This is a genomic window from Staphylococcus intermedius NCTC 11048 (assembly GCF_002902385.1).
GTDB lineage: Bacteria > Bacillota > Bacilli > Staphylococcales > Staphylococcaceae > Staphylococcus > Staphylococcus intermedius.
In genome coordinates this window covers 1-15,851 of record NZ_PPQH01000012.1, presented here as the reverse complement: position 1 = coordinate 15,851, position 15,851 = coordinate 1, and the positions used below count along the sequence as shown (strand labels likewise).

Here is a 15,851-nt window from a genome sequence, read left to right as displayed (position 1 = left end):
ACGACCAGCCAAAAAGTGAAAAATGGGAGGAATTTACGATGACAATTCGAAAAGTAACCGTCCTCGGTGCAGGGACAATGGGCGCACAACTCGCCGCTGTCCTTGTCAATGCAGGACTTAAAGTAAAGTTATTAGATATCGTAATTGATGACAATGATCCGAACAAAATTTCTAAAGCGGCATACGATAAAATCACACATCCTAAAAAGCCATTACTGTTTGACCTTGCGCTAGCCCCGCACCTCACATACGGCAATTTTAGAGATGACTTAGCCGATGATGATGCAGACCTTTATTTAGAAGCTGTAAAAGAAGATTTAGAAGTGAAACATCAACTATGGCAACAAGTCGCACAAACCGCAAAACCAGAAGCCTTATTTGCGACGAACACATCAGGTATACCGATTGAAGCGATTGCGAAAGTGTTTGGTCCGGAAGATAAAAAACGCTTTTTCGGCTTACATTTCTTCAATCCACCACGCATTATGAAATTAGTCGAACTCATCCCTAATGCGAAGACCGACGAAAACATCGTTCAATACGTTCAAACATTTACACAAGAAGTGCTCGGTAAAGGTGTGATCGTTGTCAATGATGTGCCAGGCTTTGTGGCGAATCGCATCGGCACACAAACGATGAATGACATTATGTATCGCGCCGAACAACAAGGGTTCTCGATTACAGAAGTGGACGCACTGACAGGTAAAATCATCGGCCGACCGAAAACAGGAACGTATGCCCTATCTGACCTCGTCGGTTTAGACATTGCAGTGTCTGTGATTCGTGGCTTACAACAAGTGCCTGAAGAAGCGCCTTACTTCCATGATATTCAAGTTGTTAACACATTGTATGAAGCAGGTGCACTCGGTCGTAAAACGAAACAAGGCTTTTACAAAAAAGATTGCAAACAAAAACAACGTCTTGTGTATGATGTTGAAAAGCAAGATTACGTTCCCGTGACACAACCTGAGTTACCTATTCTTGCTTCTTTCAATAAAGACTTGGCACACAACTTAGACGTCATCTTCAACGCCACAGATCCAGCCGGACAATTTTTATGGGAGACGTTACGCAACAATTTTTATTACGCTGCAGTGAACGTCCCAAAAGCAACGGATGACTTTCGCGATATTGACCGCGCACTCGTTTGGGGCTTCAACTGGAAATTAGGGCCTTTCCAACTATGGGATTTAATGGGATTCGACCGTGTGAAGTCACGTATTGAAGCAGAGCTCGGCGCCTTACCTGACTGGATTCAACAAGTAGAAGCTGGCTTTTATCAAGACGGCCAAACGATTGATTATGTCACACCGATCGAACAACAACTGGATGAATTGCTCTGGCAGCGAAGAGATTCACAACTCGCTATCATCAATGAACAACAGTTATTGTTGAAGCTTCAAAGCCACAATAATGTCATTACGGACGCTTTTAACGATGACTTGGTAGAAGCCATTGATCTATTGGAAAATGAGCCTTATTCAAGCATGGTCATTTATGCTGATGGGCCACACTTTAGTGTCGGTGCGAACCTTTACGAAATGAAAAAAGCGCACGAAACCGGTCAAGTCGATGAACTGATTGCGCCGGCGATTGATCAATTGCATACGAGTTTTAACCGATTAAAATATAGCGAAAAACCTGTTGTCACAGCCATTCAAGGACGTGTGCTCGGTGGCGGATGCGAACTTGTACTTCATTCACCATTCGTCGTCGCAAGCAGTGAAACGTATATGGGCCTTGTTGAAGCGGGTGTCGGCTTGTTGCCAAGTGGCGGGGGTCTCGCAGAAATGAGCGACCGTATTTTACAAACGTCACATATGATGAATGACAAACAAGCATCGATGACACAATTTCTCATGACAGTCGGCTTAGCGAAAGTATCAACCAATGCGTTTGAAGCACAACGTTACGGCTATTTACGTCCAACAGATACGATCATTTTCAATCAGGAGCGCCGTGTCGAAATCGCATTACAACGTGCGCAATATGAAGCGGATGCACATTATATCCCAACACCGAAAAGACAATATATCGCGCTAGGAGAAGACTTCCTCGCACTCGCACAAGGCCAGCTCGATGCACAACGTCTCGGTCATTACATTAGTGATCACGATTATGACATCGCCTTACGCATTGCGACAGTCTTATCAGGTGGAGACCTTCCACGTAACACGTATATTAACCAACGTTATATTCAAAAATTAGAAAAAGTGCATTTCCTAGATCTCATCAAAACAGAAAAAACATACGAACGCATTGCCTATATGCTGAAATACGGCAAACCATTACGAAACTAATCTAAACAGAGAGGATGATTGACATGCGTGAAGCTTATATTGTCGCTTACGGTCGTTCTGCAGTCGCCAAAGCCAAAAATGGAGCACTCTTTCATGAACGACCAGATGATGTTGCAGCGGAAGTGTTAAAAGGTGTGCTCAACCGTGTAGACGGCACATTCCAACCCGACATGGTAGAAGATGTCATTGTCGGTAATGCGTTTCCTGAAGGGTTACAAGGTCAAAACATTGCAAGAACGATTGCCTTACGTGCAGGATTGCCGGATACAGTACCAGGTCAAACAGTGAACCGTTATTGCTCATCAGGATTACAAACCATCGCACTTGCCGCCAATCAAATTATGGCAGGTCAAGGTGATATTCTCGTCGCGGGGGGTGTCGAACTGATGAGCGCTGTACCGATGGGGGGCAATGAACCGACAAACAATCCAACGTTACAACAAGAAGACGTCGGGGCCTCTTATCCAATGGGGCTCACTGCTGAAAATGTCGCCGATACGTATCACGTCGCGCGCGAGGACCAAGATGCTTATGCCGTACAAAGTCATCAACGCGCAACAGCGGCTCAACAAAACGGCAAATTTGAAGATGAGATCATCCCGATTCGTGTCAAAAAGGTCACTTATGATCAGAACGGCCCACATGTGCATACAGAAATGTTTGATACAGATGAACTCGTACGACCAGATACCAATGCGGAAACACTCGCAAAATTACCGACCGTATTTAAAGCAGACGGCACAGTGACAGCAGGAACATCTGCCCCACTTTCGGACGGGGTCGGCTTTGTCGTCGTTATGTCTGGCGAAAAAGTAAAAGCACTCGGCGTCACACCTATTGCACGCTTTGTCGGATTTAAAGCGGTAGGTGTCGATCCTAAACTGATGGGAATCGGACCCGCATTTGCGATACCAGAAGTATTAAAATTAACGAACTTAACGATAGACGATATGGACTTAATCGAGTTAAACGAAGCATTTGCCTCACAAACATTAGCCTCCATGCGTGAAGTCGGATTGCCAATGGAGAAGACCAATGTAAACGGTGGCGCCATTGCATTAGGTCATCCATTGGGCGCAACAGGGGCGATTTTAACAGGACGCTTATTATCAGAAATGCGCAAACGTTCAGATGTACGATATGGCATGGTCACAATGTGTATTGGCGTCGGAATGGGTGCAGCAGGTATCTTTGAATTAGTGAAGTCATAACATACACGTCAAAACAGCAACGCCCCACTCTTCGTGAACGATAACACGTTGAGCGGGGCGTTTTAACATATTAATTTTTGATAAATTGGAATATTAATAATGTAAGTAACATCAAACTAATCGCAATGATAATCACATTTATAATGTTGATGAATCGTTTGAAACCTATTTTATTGTTATACTCAGCACTATGATACAACAAGATATAATACATGATTAAATTTGCAGTAAACATACCCAATATAGACGTAAATATCCCTAAATGTAATACCATAAAACCTGTTTGAATAAGAACGTAGGAAAATCAAATCATTAAAAACACTAAGATTTCATAAATACTCAATATTATGGTTTTATCACCTCAAAATAAGTGATATCTTATGTCTATCTAAACTTAATTTGAGAGGCGGTCGCAAGAAATGGACAATTTTGAAGAAGAACTCAAACGATATGCATACGTCTATTTGATGACGCTCATCCCGATGTCTTTCATCATCAAGATACTTCCAAAAAACACCTGGCCAGAATTTCTTTTGTCACTCATCATCGTCATGCTATCGTCAATAGGTTTATCTACTGTCATTATATATATCATCCATATCTACAAAAAGAAAAAGACAAATAAAGGAAACTAACCTTTAATATAGATAACAGACATAAACATCTCATCCAAGGAGCACTATTCATGCACAAAAACCAAGAAAAATACATCAAGTCTTTACCACTTATAGGCATGCTCATTTCCGTCATATTAGCGATTCTCTTCTTCTTCTTTTGGAAAGCAGAAGGACCTTTCTGGAAGATCATTCTATACTGTCTGCTTCCATTTTTCGTTAATACAGCTGTTTACCTTAGCTATGTCATCACTAAAAAATGGTGATGCCGTTCTATTTCACTGATATTGATTATTTATCCAATTTCTTTTTTCCTTTATACCATTGCTCTATTAAAAGTATGAGACCTAAAACTAAAAACGCTAATGATGAAATGAATCCTAATCTATCCGTAATCAATAAAAACAGTACAAATCCGCTAAAAACGATAGGTATGATAAAACCGAAGTATTTATTCTTAGACGAAAGAAAATACTGTATGGCCAACAGAATAATAAATGTCATGATAGTAATGAATTCAGACATTCACATTTCTCCCTTCTTTTCATTGTCTATGCATACACATTTCAAAAAAAGAGACAGCGCTAAACTGTCTCTTTCTACATTATGATTGGTATACTGCATTAAATGCTTCAACTGTTGTTTCATTCGCATGTTTTTGTTGATAGTCTTTACGCACTTTAAAGTAACGTTTCTTCAAGTGAACATCTTTCACAGCTTGAATCAAATCGGCAGCCTGATTCTCTTTTGTAAATAAGTTTTCTGGTGCAGTGTACGTACGGTTATGTGCAATATCTTCATAACCCATAATGAGCATGTCGTAATCGAACGCTTTTCGAACTGCATTCACAATTTCGCCGCCTTCATTAATATCCAAGTACACATCACACTTATGATACAACTTTTCAATCGTTTCGGTTTCAATCGTTTCATACAATTTTACATTTTTGTATACGTCTAACGATGTTAAGACCGTCGACATTTCAGTCACTGCGCCAATGTGGAATGTCGCAAATGGACAAGCTTCAATCATTGCAACTAAGTTTGTGATTTGGTCTGAGTTCGTCATAGTTAAAATGTTAGCTGAATACTCATTTTTAGATTGATATTCATACAGATAACCACTATACGCAATATGTTCTCGTTGTTCATCATTGAGTTGTTCGTTGATGATTTCATATTCTTTATGTGACGGAATTAACACGCGACAGTCACGGTTGATGTTGCCTTCCAAAATCAGACGCATGTTGCCAGGAATCTCACCTTGTGATGACTCTTGCCAAAATAGCGTGTCTTTACCTGGCACATCCAATTGATACAAGACAGCAAACGGCAAACCGAGTGAGTTGATCACAAAGCCACTCAAATCAACGCCGAGTTGTTTTAAGAAAAAGACTAAGAATGCTGTTTGACTGTTGAAGTGATAGTACTGACCTTTCCAAGTTAAAATAATACTTGAAGCGATAAAGTTTTCATAAATCACTTCGTTACCTTGTTGATCTAAATAGCGTCTGAAAATCATTTTCCCATTTAAATCATACACGGTTTGCGCAAAATGAAGGCCGTGTTGGTTATAGTGATTGACAAATTGGAGATTTCCATGTTGATCTAACCAGTCAATGTGACTAATGATACGACGATGCGCGCCTGATTGGAAATGAATGTGCGCACGTTTATAGCTCATGTCTTTAATCCATGCTTCTTCATTGTTCCCTTCAATTTCCCAAAAACGTGGCATTGGCACTTCGTTAAAAAAGCGTGCACGTTTCTTTTTCGGCGCTTTATAATCCGCAAAAAATGAATAAGGTGAAATGATGCCTTCTGGTAAAAAGCCATCATCAATTAAAACGATTGTCTCATCATCGTGGCCTGCGAGTTTCAATGTTTGATATAACTCTTGTGAACCGGCATCAAACTGTTCAAATAAATTAACCATGTAACACCTCTTCTACTAGTTCTTTCCATTTTTGTCGTGTATTTTCTAATAAGTACGGTTCTGCAATTTCATATGATTGATCATGTGGTGCAGCTGGGCCATCATTGAAGAAACGTACCATGGCTTCTGCTAAACGCTCAACGACAACCTCTCTACCTTCTTCTTTTTCATCAATTGGAATCAAGTAGCCATTCTTACCATCACGAATGAACGTTGGGTTACCATAGTTCACGTCGAAACCAATCATACCCAAGCCAGATCCGACCGCTTCCATCAATGTTAATCCAAAACCTTCACTTGTTGATGCTGCGACGAATAATGGATATTTTTGATAAATGTCATCTAATTTTTGGTGTCCTAACAACTTGATATAGTCTTTAGCCCCTAATTTTTCGATCCATTTTTCAATTTCTTCACGCTCGCCACCTTCACCGTAAATGTCAAAAGTCAGTTCAGGCACTTCTTTTTTTGCAATCGCCGCTGCACGAACGAGCCAGTCGATATGTTTTTCGCTCGCTAAACGTGACGCAGTAATCATCGAATATGGACGACGTTTTTCTTTTGGTTTCGTCAATTGGTCTAAGCTACCTACTGGAATCGTGAATATTTTCGGTTCTGCATTTAAATACTTCTTAAATTGCGCTCTTAAAATTTCCGTTTGACGCTCTGTTGCAGTAATGTAAAAATCAATTTCATTCACATTCATAAATTGATACTCGTAATAGTTGTTCCATAAAATGTAATCGTCATCCGTTGAGTTTTCACTGAAATGCTCAGCGTGAACAACGACGCCACCTTTAGCTTTACCTTGGTTTTGCAACATCGCTTGACCTACTTTAGAAGCACGATCATAAATCACAATATCGTTCTCTGTTAAGTTCAATTTACGCATGAAGTACGCTACAAATTCTTCTCGTGTATAAATCGTTGCGTCTTTAAGTACATAAACATTCGTATTTCCGTCGATGTACTCTGTATACGCTACTGAACCATCCTCATTATAGAAATGGCGCATATACAATTTCGCTTTATTATCTTCTGGCGCATAATACTCAGAAAACGTACGAATATAACTGTAATAATCTTTACGTACTAATTTACTATTGATGACGAATTCAGCGCAGTCGACATATGGTTCATTTTCATTTTTCAAATAACATGTAATGAATGAACCTGGCTCTTCTAAATGTAACCATCGTACTTCACCCTCTTGTTCTTCTTTAACAATCTTTTCATGCACTGACGCTTTGATATCATCCAATGTGTAAGTGGTTGGTGCAATTTTGACATCTGTAAAATACTGATACATCCAAATGACTTCTTCGTCTTTAAAACCAATATTTTCTGTCAAAGTTTGGAGGTTATCTCCACTCATAAATTCTAAAAACACAAATTTCAATGGCTCATCTAAGCCGCGTAAAAGTTTGGCACGATACATTTGAGCGTATTCTACACCACTGCTTGCCCAACCGATGCCAAAGTTAATATTATAAATTGTCACTTTGAAATCACCTCTTTAATTTGGAAAATGTACAATCAAGCGTTCACCTTTTTGAAAACTTGTGATGCTTTGACAAAGGTATTTAACGGTGTCTCTTTTAATGGTGTCTTTCATCTTTTCAAATGATTCGAGTGCCACTCTGTGATATTCAAAAATTGGCGCACGCTTCCCATTTTGACGTGTGTTCACGCTACTTTTTACCCTTTGTAAGTGATCGACTTGCTTAATCCAGTTGCTGTCGATAGATTTTAATATCGCTTTTTGTACAAAATTTGTATAGTAATAGTCGTCTAAGTTTTCTTTCTGATATTCAAGTTGTTGTTGAAAAATGTCCATCAAATAATCGAGCACAGCATCCCGATTTCTTAAATCCAATGCATCTAAATCCCCTTTAAATTGGAAACTTAAATTTTTATAAATATAGTTCACCCATTCCGGCGCTGTGAAATTGTTGAAATCATATGCTTCTTCAAACACTTCACGTGCTAATCGCGTTAAGTGAACATCATCGAGATTTTCGAAATTCAGTACACGGTTACGCTCTTTATAAATGATTTCACGCTGAATACTAATACTTTTTTCGTATTCGTTCGCTTGCTCTCTAGCTTGAATCCCTTGTTCTTCAGATAAACGTTGTGCACGTTGGACAATTTTTTTCACACGATTTTGGAAAATTAAGCTCTTTTGAAGCGTCTCTGAATCTATTTCCCTTAAACGTTTTTCATCCATCGATTTCACCTTGCCCCAACGTTTCACAAGATAATCGTCTAATGAAATGTAAATTTGCGAAGTGCCTGGGTCACCTTGTCGTCCAGAACGCCCACGTAATTGTCGGTCTACACGGCTATTTTCCATATGTTCACTGACGATAACCGCAAGACCGCCTAACTCTTTCACACCTTCTGCAAGCTTAATGTCTGTACCACGGCCTGCCATACTCGTTGCAACAGTCACCGCACTTAATTGACCCGCTTCTGCAATCATTTGTGCCTCTTTAGCAACGTTTTGAGCGATCAGTAAGTTATTCGGAATATCGAGTTCAAAGAGTGTCGTCGAAAAATATTCAGCCACTTCAGCTGTACGTGTAATGACTAATACAGGTCGTTGCTCTGCATACAATTCTTTGACACGTTCGATAATCGCGAAATTTTTATCTTCAATGCTTCTAAAAACACGATCTGGATAATCAATACGTTGAACCGGTTTATCAGTTGGAATTTGTACCACGATTTTTGTGTATAAATCTAAAAATTCCTTCTCACCTAGGTGACTGGTAGCCGACATCCCCGAAAATTCTCTAAACTGTTTAAATAAGTTTTGGAACGTAATCGTCGCCATCACACTCGTGTCCGTTGACAGTTTGACGCCTTCTTTTGCTTCAATCGCTTGATGCAGTCCGGATTGAAGTTTCGTTCCTGGCATCATTCGTCCAGTAATACGGTCAATCAGGATGACTTCCCCTTTATAGACAAAGTAGTCCGTATTATTTTCAAATAAATATTGTGCACGTAAACATAAGTTGATGTTACGCACTAAGTCAAAGTACGGTTCGTCATAAATGTTATCGACACCAAAATAGTGATTAGCCGCTTCAATACCACGCTCTGTCAACCAAATTTCTTTTTTCGTTTGCTTCATTTTAAAATGTTGGTGTTCAACTAAAGTTTCTACAAACGTATTGACAACACCGAATAAATTCGACTGCACACGCGGAATCCCTGAAATAACAAGTGGTGTTTGTGCTGAGTCTAAAATAATCGAGTCCACTTCATCAATAATGCCGTAATTTAATTTCGGTAAAAACTTACCTTCGCGACTATCTGCTAAGTTATCGATTAAATAATCAAAGCCCAGGCGTCCACCTGTTGTATAAATGATGTCATGATTGTAAATCTTTTGTTTTTCACCTGGTTTATATTCGTAGTTGGGCTGATCGACAAACCCGAGACCAATCGTTAAGCCTAACCATTCAAACAACGGCTTCATCTCTAAATAGTCACGCTTGGCTAAATAGTCATTCGTCGTAATTAAATACGCACCTTTACCAGATAAGCCGTTTAAATATAATGGCATCGTTGCAGTGAGCGTTTTCCCTTCACCTGTCTGCATTTCTGCTATATTGCCTTCATGTAAGACAATCGCGCCTAATACTTGAACATCTTTAGGAAACATGCCGAGCACACGTCGACTTGCTTCACGAATGACCGCGTACGCTTCAGGCAACAAATCATCTAGTGTTTGACCTTCAGCGAGTAGTTGACGGAATTTTGCTGTTTTTTGTTGTAATGCTTCATCTGGAAGTTGTTCAAACTCACTTTGGTATTGATTAATGCGTCGTAAAATACGTCTCAGTCGCTTTAAGCGCAATTCGTTAATCGTTTGATGCATACGATTGCTCATTACAAGCCACCTCCATTAATCCATTGCGCATCTAAACCAAGCAAATGATGACTTTGATTTAAAGTCGGTGCCACCAGATGCAACGCTGGTGTAATTTCATCTTCATATGGCTGATAAAGCGCAACACCGTTAAATACTGTATCCGTAGTTCCAAGTTGTTTTTGGAATTCAGGATGACGCAATGGCGTTACAAATACGGATGCATCCATTTGAGCCCCCATCGCATAAGCCATTTCATTTGAACGCGCATCGTAACCGACAAACTGTAAAATATAGCGTTCGTGATAGGCTTTTAGTCTTGATTTCAATTCATTGATAACAGCACGCATATGCGGGTGCTGCCATTTCGTCACTAAAATACAGTTATGCATATGGCGTATCGCTTCCAGTTGAATCCCTTTATCCTCTACAAAAACAACCGTCGCAAATTGAGAACTCGAATCAACATTGTGCATATCACTCAATTCAACGATATGCGACGGATCCCTTTTGTATGTCACATCTTGAATGACAATTTGGCGAAATACCAATGATCGTGACGCCGCATTGATCATTTGCACGACATATGAAAATGCTTCAGCAGGCATCGTAATTTCTTCTTCATGTCCTTTAATGATTTTGTATTTACAAACGGTGCCATTCCGTCGTTTAAAAATAATTTTGAAATAAATACTGCCCACCGGTTTGACTTCATATTCAAACTTAAAGCGATATGTTTGGTTTTTCTTCAAAATCGGCATTGTCGGTATCGCCGTATCTTTTTCATAAGACGTCATCATTTTCCATTCGTGTAATACAATCCCTGAAGGCATAAGTTCATTTTCAAATAAAGTTTCGGTTGGTTTAAAACGCAAAATTGAACCATACATAAATGTGTCTTTCGTTATTTGAGTCCAGCGAATATTAAATTGATTTTTTTCTTTCATGTCTCACTCTCCCAAATCGACTTTCCATAATCATATGGTAAAAATTTGTAAACCAACTTGCGATGGTCGGTGTATCATCATTGTGACGCCCTGGTATGCTACGGCTCATGACACGTGCATGTTGCCGCGATAGTACAGGTAATAAATTTTGGTATGCAGTCAAATCATAGTCATCATTCTCCATGTATGCGACAGCGAAGACCGTGTTACTAATATCTGATTGCTTCAATGTGTCCCAAAATTTATTGTTTAATCGTTGAATCGCATCTTGATCCAGTGCCTTTTCGCTTTCTAACAATATATCTAATGATGTCCCAAAATCTTCTGGACGAATCAGTCGCATATTGTCCGCAATGTCACCTATATTGACAAGAGGTTTACCGACAACGACTGCAGCTGGATTTAGTTGGGCCCCATAATACAACGCGCCGAATGACCCCATCGATAATCCTGATAAAATCAAATCATCATCTTTGAACCCTAGCCAATCTAACTTATCTTGAATCACTTTTTTGATTTGATTTTCGTAAGTCTCGCCACCAAGGTAAAAGCCGCCCCCTTCAAGACGCGGATCACCGAATAATATAAATGGTGCTTTAAGATTACGCATAATATAAAAACCTTCAAAACCTTCCGCTGTACGATAACCACTAAAATACACATTCAGTGGTGGCTTAAGGTCGCCCGGATCAAAATAATGAATAAACTCGCCTCGCGCTTCATCATGAAAACGTTCGCCGCCTAAAATGAATTCGCCATACTCTATACGTGTCCAACGTTTATGCAAGTTACCCACTCTTAATGTCCCACGACCTTTCGCTTTCGCACTCACTAAGATATAGGCATCATAGTCTTTACGTGGTATATTGAAAGGCTTTTTGAGTAAATCACCTTCTAATACATAGGTTGCTTTTAACTCAGGCATGTCAGCCGTTTCATAAAAGCGCAACGTATAAGAAAGTTCCACGCCATCTGTTGCCGTATATTCAGCCCAGAATTGATTAACGCGATTACTATCGTTATACAAATACATTGACCACGAAAGAATCGGTTGAAAATCATCACCAAAATCGCCTGTCATAACCAATGTATGTTGACCTTCATAGTAATAGTCACCTTTAAATGACTGACTAATGACTGCATTCCTTGAGGAGATGTGGTCACCATATTGTCCAGAGAAAGCAAGTGATAACAACTTGTCTAATCGTTCTGCTTCATCTTCATACTTAAAAGGTCGAATCATACGCGCTCTAACAATATCTTCCGCTTCAAAAGCAGCATTCCAAAATTGATGGTCAACGTACGTATTGTAAGGTAAACTCACCAAACGAAAAACTTGAATTAAAGTTTCTGAATATGGGGCTTGGACAAAAACAAATTCAAATGACTTCTGCTTTTTCATCAACGCTTCAATCTCTTCAACATCTGCTAAAGAATTAAATGGCTGATGCACCCAATTGACATCTTTACGATCACTAAAATGATGCGCATAATTCTCGCCGCCGATTTGAAGCATATTATATTTCCGTGCCATGCGTTTCACCTTCCAACCAATCATCCAACTGTTTTAAAATTTCGTCTGAACCATACATTTTTGCAAGCTTCATGGCATAAGCATATGAACGGTTCCAGTTTTTCAAATGTGTTAAATAAAAGTTCATTGCAAGCGGTAATGACTCAATATCCGAAATAATATAACCATTTCTTTCATGTTGTACATAATCTGTCTGCATACGATTAATCTGTGGTAAACCTGCACCCATACAACAAATTTGAAGAAACAAATCTGGCTCTTCATTCATATCAATGACCAGCCTTAATGTAGAAATAGCTTCCACAATATCATTTTCAAACGGTACATTTTTCAATGAAGCATACACAATACGGTCATTGGAATTATACTTGCCCACATCTTGAACTAACTCAGGTTGTTTCGAACGATCATCAAAATATTTTTGAATTCTCAACACTTCTGCATGCATCCATATCGGTGTATGGTTGATATCAAAACGCGTTAACAGTACCACTCTTGTTAAAGGTTCTCGCTCGATTTCCTGAATCAACTGATTCGTAATTTGGCGTAAAGATGCTTCTGTCAATCCATCGACCCAAACACCAATATACGTTTCATGAAGCTGACTACTAATATTCGGTGTCATTTGCACATCGAATGGTGTAATACGCATCAATTGATTGTTAAATTGATATTGGTTTAAAAAATGGGTCAGATGATTTTCATTTTCTAAAGTATCCGCTAACCAGTAACTGCCATTTGTCATAGAAATCATACCTTCATCAGATCGCCATGTATCCCGCTTTTGAAAGACTGAAAAGCACAACTTTTGACCATTTAAATGTTCTGCAATCAGTAAGTTATGTCGTACATCTGAAGCAACTATCATCACATCATGCGGCTGTATCGTTTGCTGGATGTACGCACTTAAATATTCCTCGATGACAAAGCTCATTTCTTCATATTTTGTTTGCTTAAAACGATGTGCATATTTCGGATGGATTGTCACATGATTTGTGAAGATATTTTCTTTCATAATCCAATCGCCATCTGCAGTCATATAGTATTTTTCAAACCAGTAGCCATCCTCGTTCGCTTTGACATAACTTGATAAAAATCCTCGATCATCAAAAATATACTGCTCATAGCCGATATCATTTTTATACGTTTCAATCCAGAGCAAATACCCTTCTTGACTGAAATGAATATCAGAATACATGTCTTCAGATGTGATGGCCCGAATCATCACCGGTGAATGCACAAATTCCGTTTCTTTAGGCCAATTGAGTTGACGATAATCCACAGAATGCGGCGTTTGGTGAGCAAAACCTTGAATATGATCGAATACAGACCAATACGGCGCTTCAAACAATTCATGACGATGCAAAAACGATCGCAAATCAGGCATATAATTCAGTGTAATAATTTCAAAAGGCACTTCATTTTTTAAATGCATTCCCATTAAACTAATCAAATCATCAAATTCGTTAACAACAGCCCCTCTCATATAAAAGGGCACGGCTTGGTTCGACCACCAATCATGGTCTGTGTACCAAGCTGGTATAAAACGTTTCATAAAATACTCCTTACCAATATTTATTTAAAAACTGCCCATACTTATCGAAATATAAATACGTTCTTAAAGTTTCGGTAATATTCATTGCGAGATACACCATGATGATAAGTTGTACAGCAAGATAAATTTGTTGTGACAAATGCGGCACTAACAATGAGCTATACAACGGCACACCAATAATGACTGCAACAATCAACGTACCAAACCAACATAATCGTCTCGCCATTCGATTTAAATATGCTCCGGTTTCTTCACCAGGTTTGACTCCGACGAAATAGTGACCACTTTTCAAGAAATCTTTTGTATTTTGTTTCGTGTTAATAATTAAGCGAGACAAAAGGTAACCTAAAATCGTTTGCATAAAAAGGTAAATCGTAATTCCTATAAAATGGTTGAATGAAACCCACCTGATATCCGCTGTTTCACCCGTTGCCATATGCACAATAAGACTGATGGCACTGTTAAACAACACGAAAACAGACAAGCTGATCATGATTGAAATACTGCCTCCCGGATTAATTTTCCAAGCTAAATAAGTTAACTCATCAGCTCTAGAAATATCCGTAATGTCACGGTAATGTGTCCGATATTCAATCATTTCGATTAATAACAGCGTAAACATCGCCATGCCCATTAAAGCAATCACGATCATCAACATCACTGTACCAACCGACAAGGTAGGTAAACCTTGGGCGTACATGGATCGAATCACACTCATCATTACGATTGGCATAGGTCCAGCGATTCCGTAGCGTACGTTTTGATCGGCAAGCCACATCATTAACATCGCTCCAGTAATCAAGACGAGCAATAGTAACAACTCATTTGATTTTTGTAGTTGCTCGTGTTTAACAAATTGATTCAACACAAAGTAACCTTGAATCACACTTAAACCTAGCGTGAGAAACTTTTCTTTATAATGCTTTTCAGCCCGCGTTTGGCGCATCGCTTTCTCCATATTTTTGTAAGACATCAAACTGATAATAATCATTGCAGTTAGCCATGGCCCTAAACCGAGTGAAAAAACATTTAAACGATTAATGTCTCCTCCCATATTAGAAACAGCTAACTTATAAAATGAGCTATCGTGGTGGCGCATTGCATGATCGCCAACGATGGCAACTTTACTGCCTAATATGTATATCAATAAAATAAAAAGTGTGAATAATATGCGTTTGTATAAAATCTTATATTCATATTTATTAAAAATATGTGTAATAACGTTGTTTTTCACAATAACCCTCTTTTTATAAAACATGGTGTCAAAGAGGCTAGAAACGTCTTTGACAGGAAAATCCTTAAAAACTCTTGTTCTAGCCCCTCTAACCATGTTTGATCTATTTATTATTGATCAGATGATGTTTCGTCATCTTTGTCTTTTTTGGACTTTTTGAGTAAGCCCATACCTGTTAACATTGCTGCCACTGCACCAAACAATCCAGCTTGTGAAGATGTTTGACCTGTATCAGGTAACATATCTGCTTTATCTTTGTTTGATGGTTGTGCCATTGCGTTTGCAGGTGTCGTGCTCGCAGTCATTGATGTACTTGTTGCCATGCTAGTCATACTTGAAGCTTTCGCTGTTGAAGCTGAAGCTGATGACGAAGCTGACATTGAAGCACTTGTTGACATGCTAGTTGATTCAGATGCGCTTACTGATGCACTTGTCGATGCTGAAGTACTCATCGATGTTGACGCACTCATTGATGCGCTTGCTGAAACGCTTGCACTCATTGACGCACTTACTGATTCAGATGTGCTCATTGAAGCTGAACTACTCATTGATTCACTATTCGCTGCTGATGCGCTTAATGATTCGTAAGTTGATTTCGCTCCTGATGTTAAGTCGCTGAAGAATTGGCTTACTTCTTTCG

General features: G+C 39.1%; 14 protein-coding genes. 4 read left to right on the top strand and 10 right to left on the bottom strand.

The window, feature by feature from the left end; translation table 11 throughout:
- The first annotated feature begins 38 nt into the window (after positions 1 to 38).
- Together fadB and CD138_RS03810 are read left to right on the top strand one after the other, a co-directional pair.
- Positions 39 to 2,300, top strand: a complete 2,262-nt coding sequence (gene fadB, locus CD138_RS03815) for a 3-hydroxyacyl-CoA dehydrogenase/crotonase FadB (RefSeq protein ID WP_019167363.1) — start codon at positions 39 to 41, stop codon at positions 2,298 to 2,300.
- A 23-nt stretch (positions 2,301 to 2,323) separates the two neighbouring features.
- A complete protein-coding gene (locus CD138_RS03810; RefSeq protein WP_019167362.1) occupies positions 2,324 to 3,511 on the top strand; it encodes a thiolase family protein in 1,188 nt (395 codons plus the stop codon).
- Positions 3,512 to 3,971: 460 nt separating this feature from the next.
- Here CD138_RS03810 and CD138_RS14780 read toward each other — a convergent pair whose 3' ends face one another.
- Positions 3,972 to 4,094, bottom strand: coding sequence for a hypothetical protein (locus tag CD138_RS14780; protein ID WP_019167361.1), 123 nt, complete (start codon positions 4,092 to 4,094; stop codon positions 3,972 to 3,974).
- Positions 4,095 to 4,196: 102 nt separating this feature from the next.
- On the opposite strand from CD138_RS14780, the gene CD138_RS03795 reads away from it, so the two are divergent.
- Positions 4,197 to 4,391, top strand: coding sequence for a hypothetical protein (locus CD138_RS03795; RefSeq protein ID WP_019167360.1), 195 nt, complete (start codon positions 4,197 to 4,199; stop codon positions 4,389 to 4,391).
- 25 nt (positions 4,392 to 4,416) lie between these two features.
- Here the strand turns inward: CD138_RS03795 and CD138_RS03790 are convergent, their stop codons facing one another.
- The 9 genes from CD138_RS03790 to CD138_RS03750 form a co-directional block, all read right to left on the bottom strand.
- Positions 4,417 to 4,650 (bottom strand): hypothetical protein, encoded by a 234-nt coding sequence (locus CD138_RS03790; RefSeq protein ID WP_019167359.1) that lies wholly within the window; start codon positions 4,648 to 4,650, stop codon positions 4,417 to 4,419.
- A 79-nt stretch (positions 4,651 to 4,729) separates the two neighbouring features.
- Positions 4,730 to 6,061, bottom strand: coding sequence for an accessory Sec system glycosylation chaperone GtfB (gtfB, locus tag CD138_RS03785; RefSeq protein WP_019167358.1), 1,332 nt, complete (start codon positions 6,059 to 6,061; stop codon positions 4,730 to 4,732).
- Complete coding sequence (gtfA, locus tag CD138_RS03780) at positions 6,054 to 7,562, bottom strand: accessory Sec system glycosyltransferase GtfA (RefSeq protein ID WP_019167357.1); 1,509 nt, start codon at positions 7,560 to 7,562, stop codon at positions 6,054 to 6,056. The genes gtfB and gtfA overlap by 8 nt, the downstream gene beginning before the upstream one ends.
- A gap of 15 nt (positions 7,563 to 7,577) precedes the next feature.
- Positions 7,578 to 9,962 carry an accessory Sec system translocase SecA2 gene (gene secA2, locus CD138_RS03775; protein WP_019167356.1) on the bottom strand — a complete coding sequence of 795 codons (2,385 nt, stop codon included), beginning with the start codon at positions 9,960 to 9,962 and terminating at the stop codon, positions 7,578 to 7,580.
- On the bottom strand, positions 9,962 to 10,888 hold the full coding sequence (gene asp3 / locus CD138_RS03770) for an accessory Sec system protein Asp3 (RefSeq protein WP_019167355.1): 927 nt from the start codon (positions 10,886 to 10,888) through the stop codon (positions 9,962 to 9,964). Before asp3 ends, secA2 begins: the two co-directional genes overlap by 1 nt.
- On the bottom strand, positions 10,866 to 12,422 hold the full coding sequence (gene asp2 / locus CD138_RS03765) for an accessory Sec system protein Asp2 (RefSeq protein WP_019167354.1): 1,557 nt from the start codon (positions 12,420 to 12,422) through the stop codon (positions 10,866 to 10,868). The genes asp3 and asp2 overlap by 23 nt, the downstream gene beginning before the upstream one ends.
- The gene (gene asp1, locus CD138_RS03760; RefSeq protein ID WP_019167353.1) at positions 12,406 to 13,977 is read right to left on the bottom strand and encodes an accessory Sec system protein Asp1; all 1,572 of its coding nucleotides are present in this window, start codon (positions 13,975 to 13,977) and stop codon (positions 12,406 to 12,408) included. The genes asp2 and asp1 overlap by 17 nt, the downstream gene beginning before the upstream one ends.
- 10 nt (positions 13,978 to 13,987) lie before the next feature.
- Positions 13,988 to 15,235, bottom strand: coding sequence for an accessory Sec system protein translocase subunit SecY2 (secY2, locus tag CD138_RS03755; protein ID WP_051005959.1), 1,248 nt, complete (start codon positions 15,233 to 15,235; stop codon positions 13,988 to 13,990).
- An 86-nt stretch (positions 15,236 to 15,321) separates the two neighbouring features.
- On the bottom strand, positions 15,322 to 15,534 hold the full coding sequence (locus CD138_RS03750; RefSeq protein WP_019167351.1) for an LPXTG cell wall anchor domain-containing protein: 213 nt from the start codon (positions 15,532 to 15,534) through the stop codon (positions 15,322 to 15,324).
- Here CD138_RS03750 and CD138_RS03745 point away from each other — a divergent pair.
- Complete coding sequence (locus tag CD138_RS03745; protein WP_103265964.1) at positions 15,533 to 15,799, top strand: hypothetical protein; 267 nt, start codon at positions 15,533 to 15,535, stop codon at positions 15,797 to 15,799. The two genes, CD138_RS03750 and CD138_RS03745, sit on opposite strands and share 2 nt — an antisense overlap.
- The last annotated feature ends 52 nt before the right edge of the window (positions 15,800 to 15,851 follow it).

Coding starts and splice junctions, on each gene's coding strand:
- fadB (WP_019167363.1), top strand. CDS start 39: ATGACAATTCGAAAAGTAACCGTCCTCGGTGCAGGGACAATGGGCGCA.
- CD138_RS03810 (WP_019167362.1), top strand. CDS start 2,324: ATGCGTGAAGCTTATATTGTCGCTTACGGTCGTTCTGCAGTCGCCAAA.
- CD138_RS14780 (WP_019167361.1), bottom strand. CDS start 4,094: ATGACAGTAGATAAACCTATTGACGATAGCATGACGATGATGAGTGAC.
- CD138_RS03795 (WP_019167360.1), top strand. CDS start 4,197: ATGCACAAAAACCAAGAAAAATACATCAAGTCTTTACCACTTATAGGC.
- CD138_RS03790 (WP_019167359.1), bottom strand. CDS start 4,650: ATGTCTGAATTCATTACTATCATGACATTTATTATTCTGTTGGCCATA.
- gtfB (WP_019167358.1), bottom strand. CDS start 6,061: ATGGTTAATTTATTTGAACAGTTTGATGCCGGTTCACAAGAGTTATAT.
- secA2 (WP_019167356.1), bottom strand. CDS start 9,962: ATGAGCAATCGTATGCATCAAACGATTAACGAATTGCGCTTAAAGCGA.
- asp3 (WP_019167355.1), bottom strand. CDS start 10,888: ATGAAAGAAAAAAATCAATTTAATATTCGCTGGACTCAAATAACGAAA.
- asp2 (WP_019167354.1), bottom strand. CDS start 12,422: ATGGCACGGAAATATAATATGCTTCAAATCGGCGGCGAGAATTATGCG.
- asp1 (WP_019167353.1), bottom strand. CDS start 13,977: ATGAAACGTTTTATACCAGCTTGGTACACAGACCATGATTGGTGGTCG.
- secY2 (WP_051005959.1), bottom strand. CDS start 15,235: ATGTTTTATAAAAAGAGGGTTATTGTGAAAAACAACGTTATTACACAT.
- CD138_RS03745 (WP_103265964.1), top strand. CDS start 15,533: ATGCTAGTCATACTTGAAGCTTTCGCTGTTGAAGCTGAAGCTGATGAC.
- CD138_RS03750 (WP_019167351.1), bottom strand. CDS start 15,534: ATGGCAACAAGTACATCAATGACTGCGAGCACGACACCTGCAAACGCA.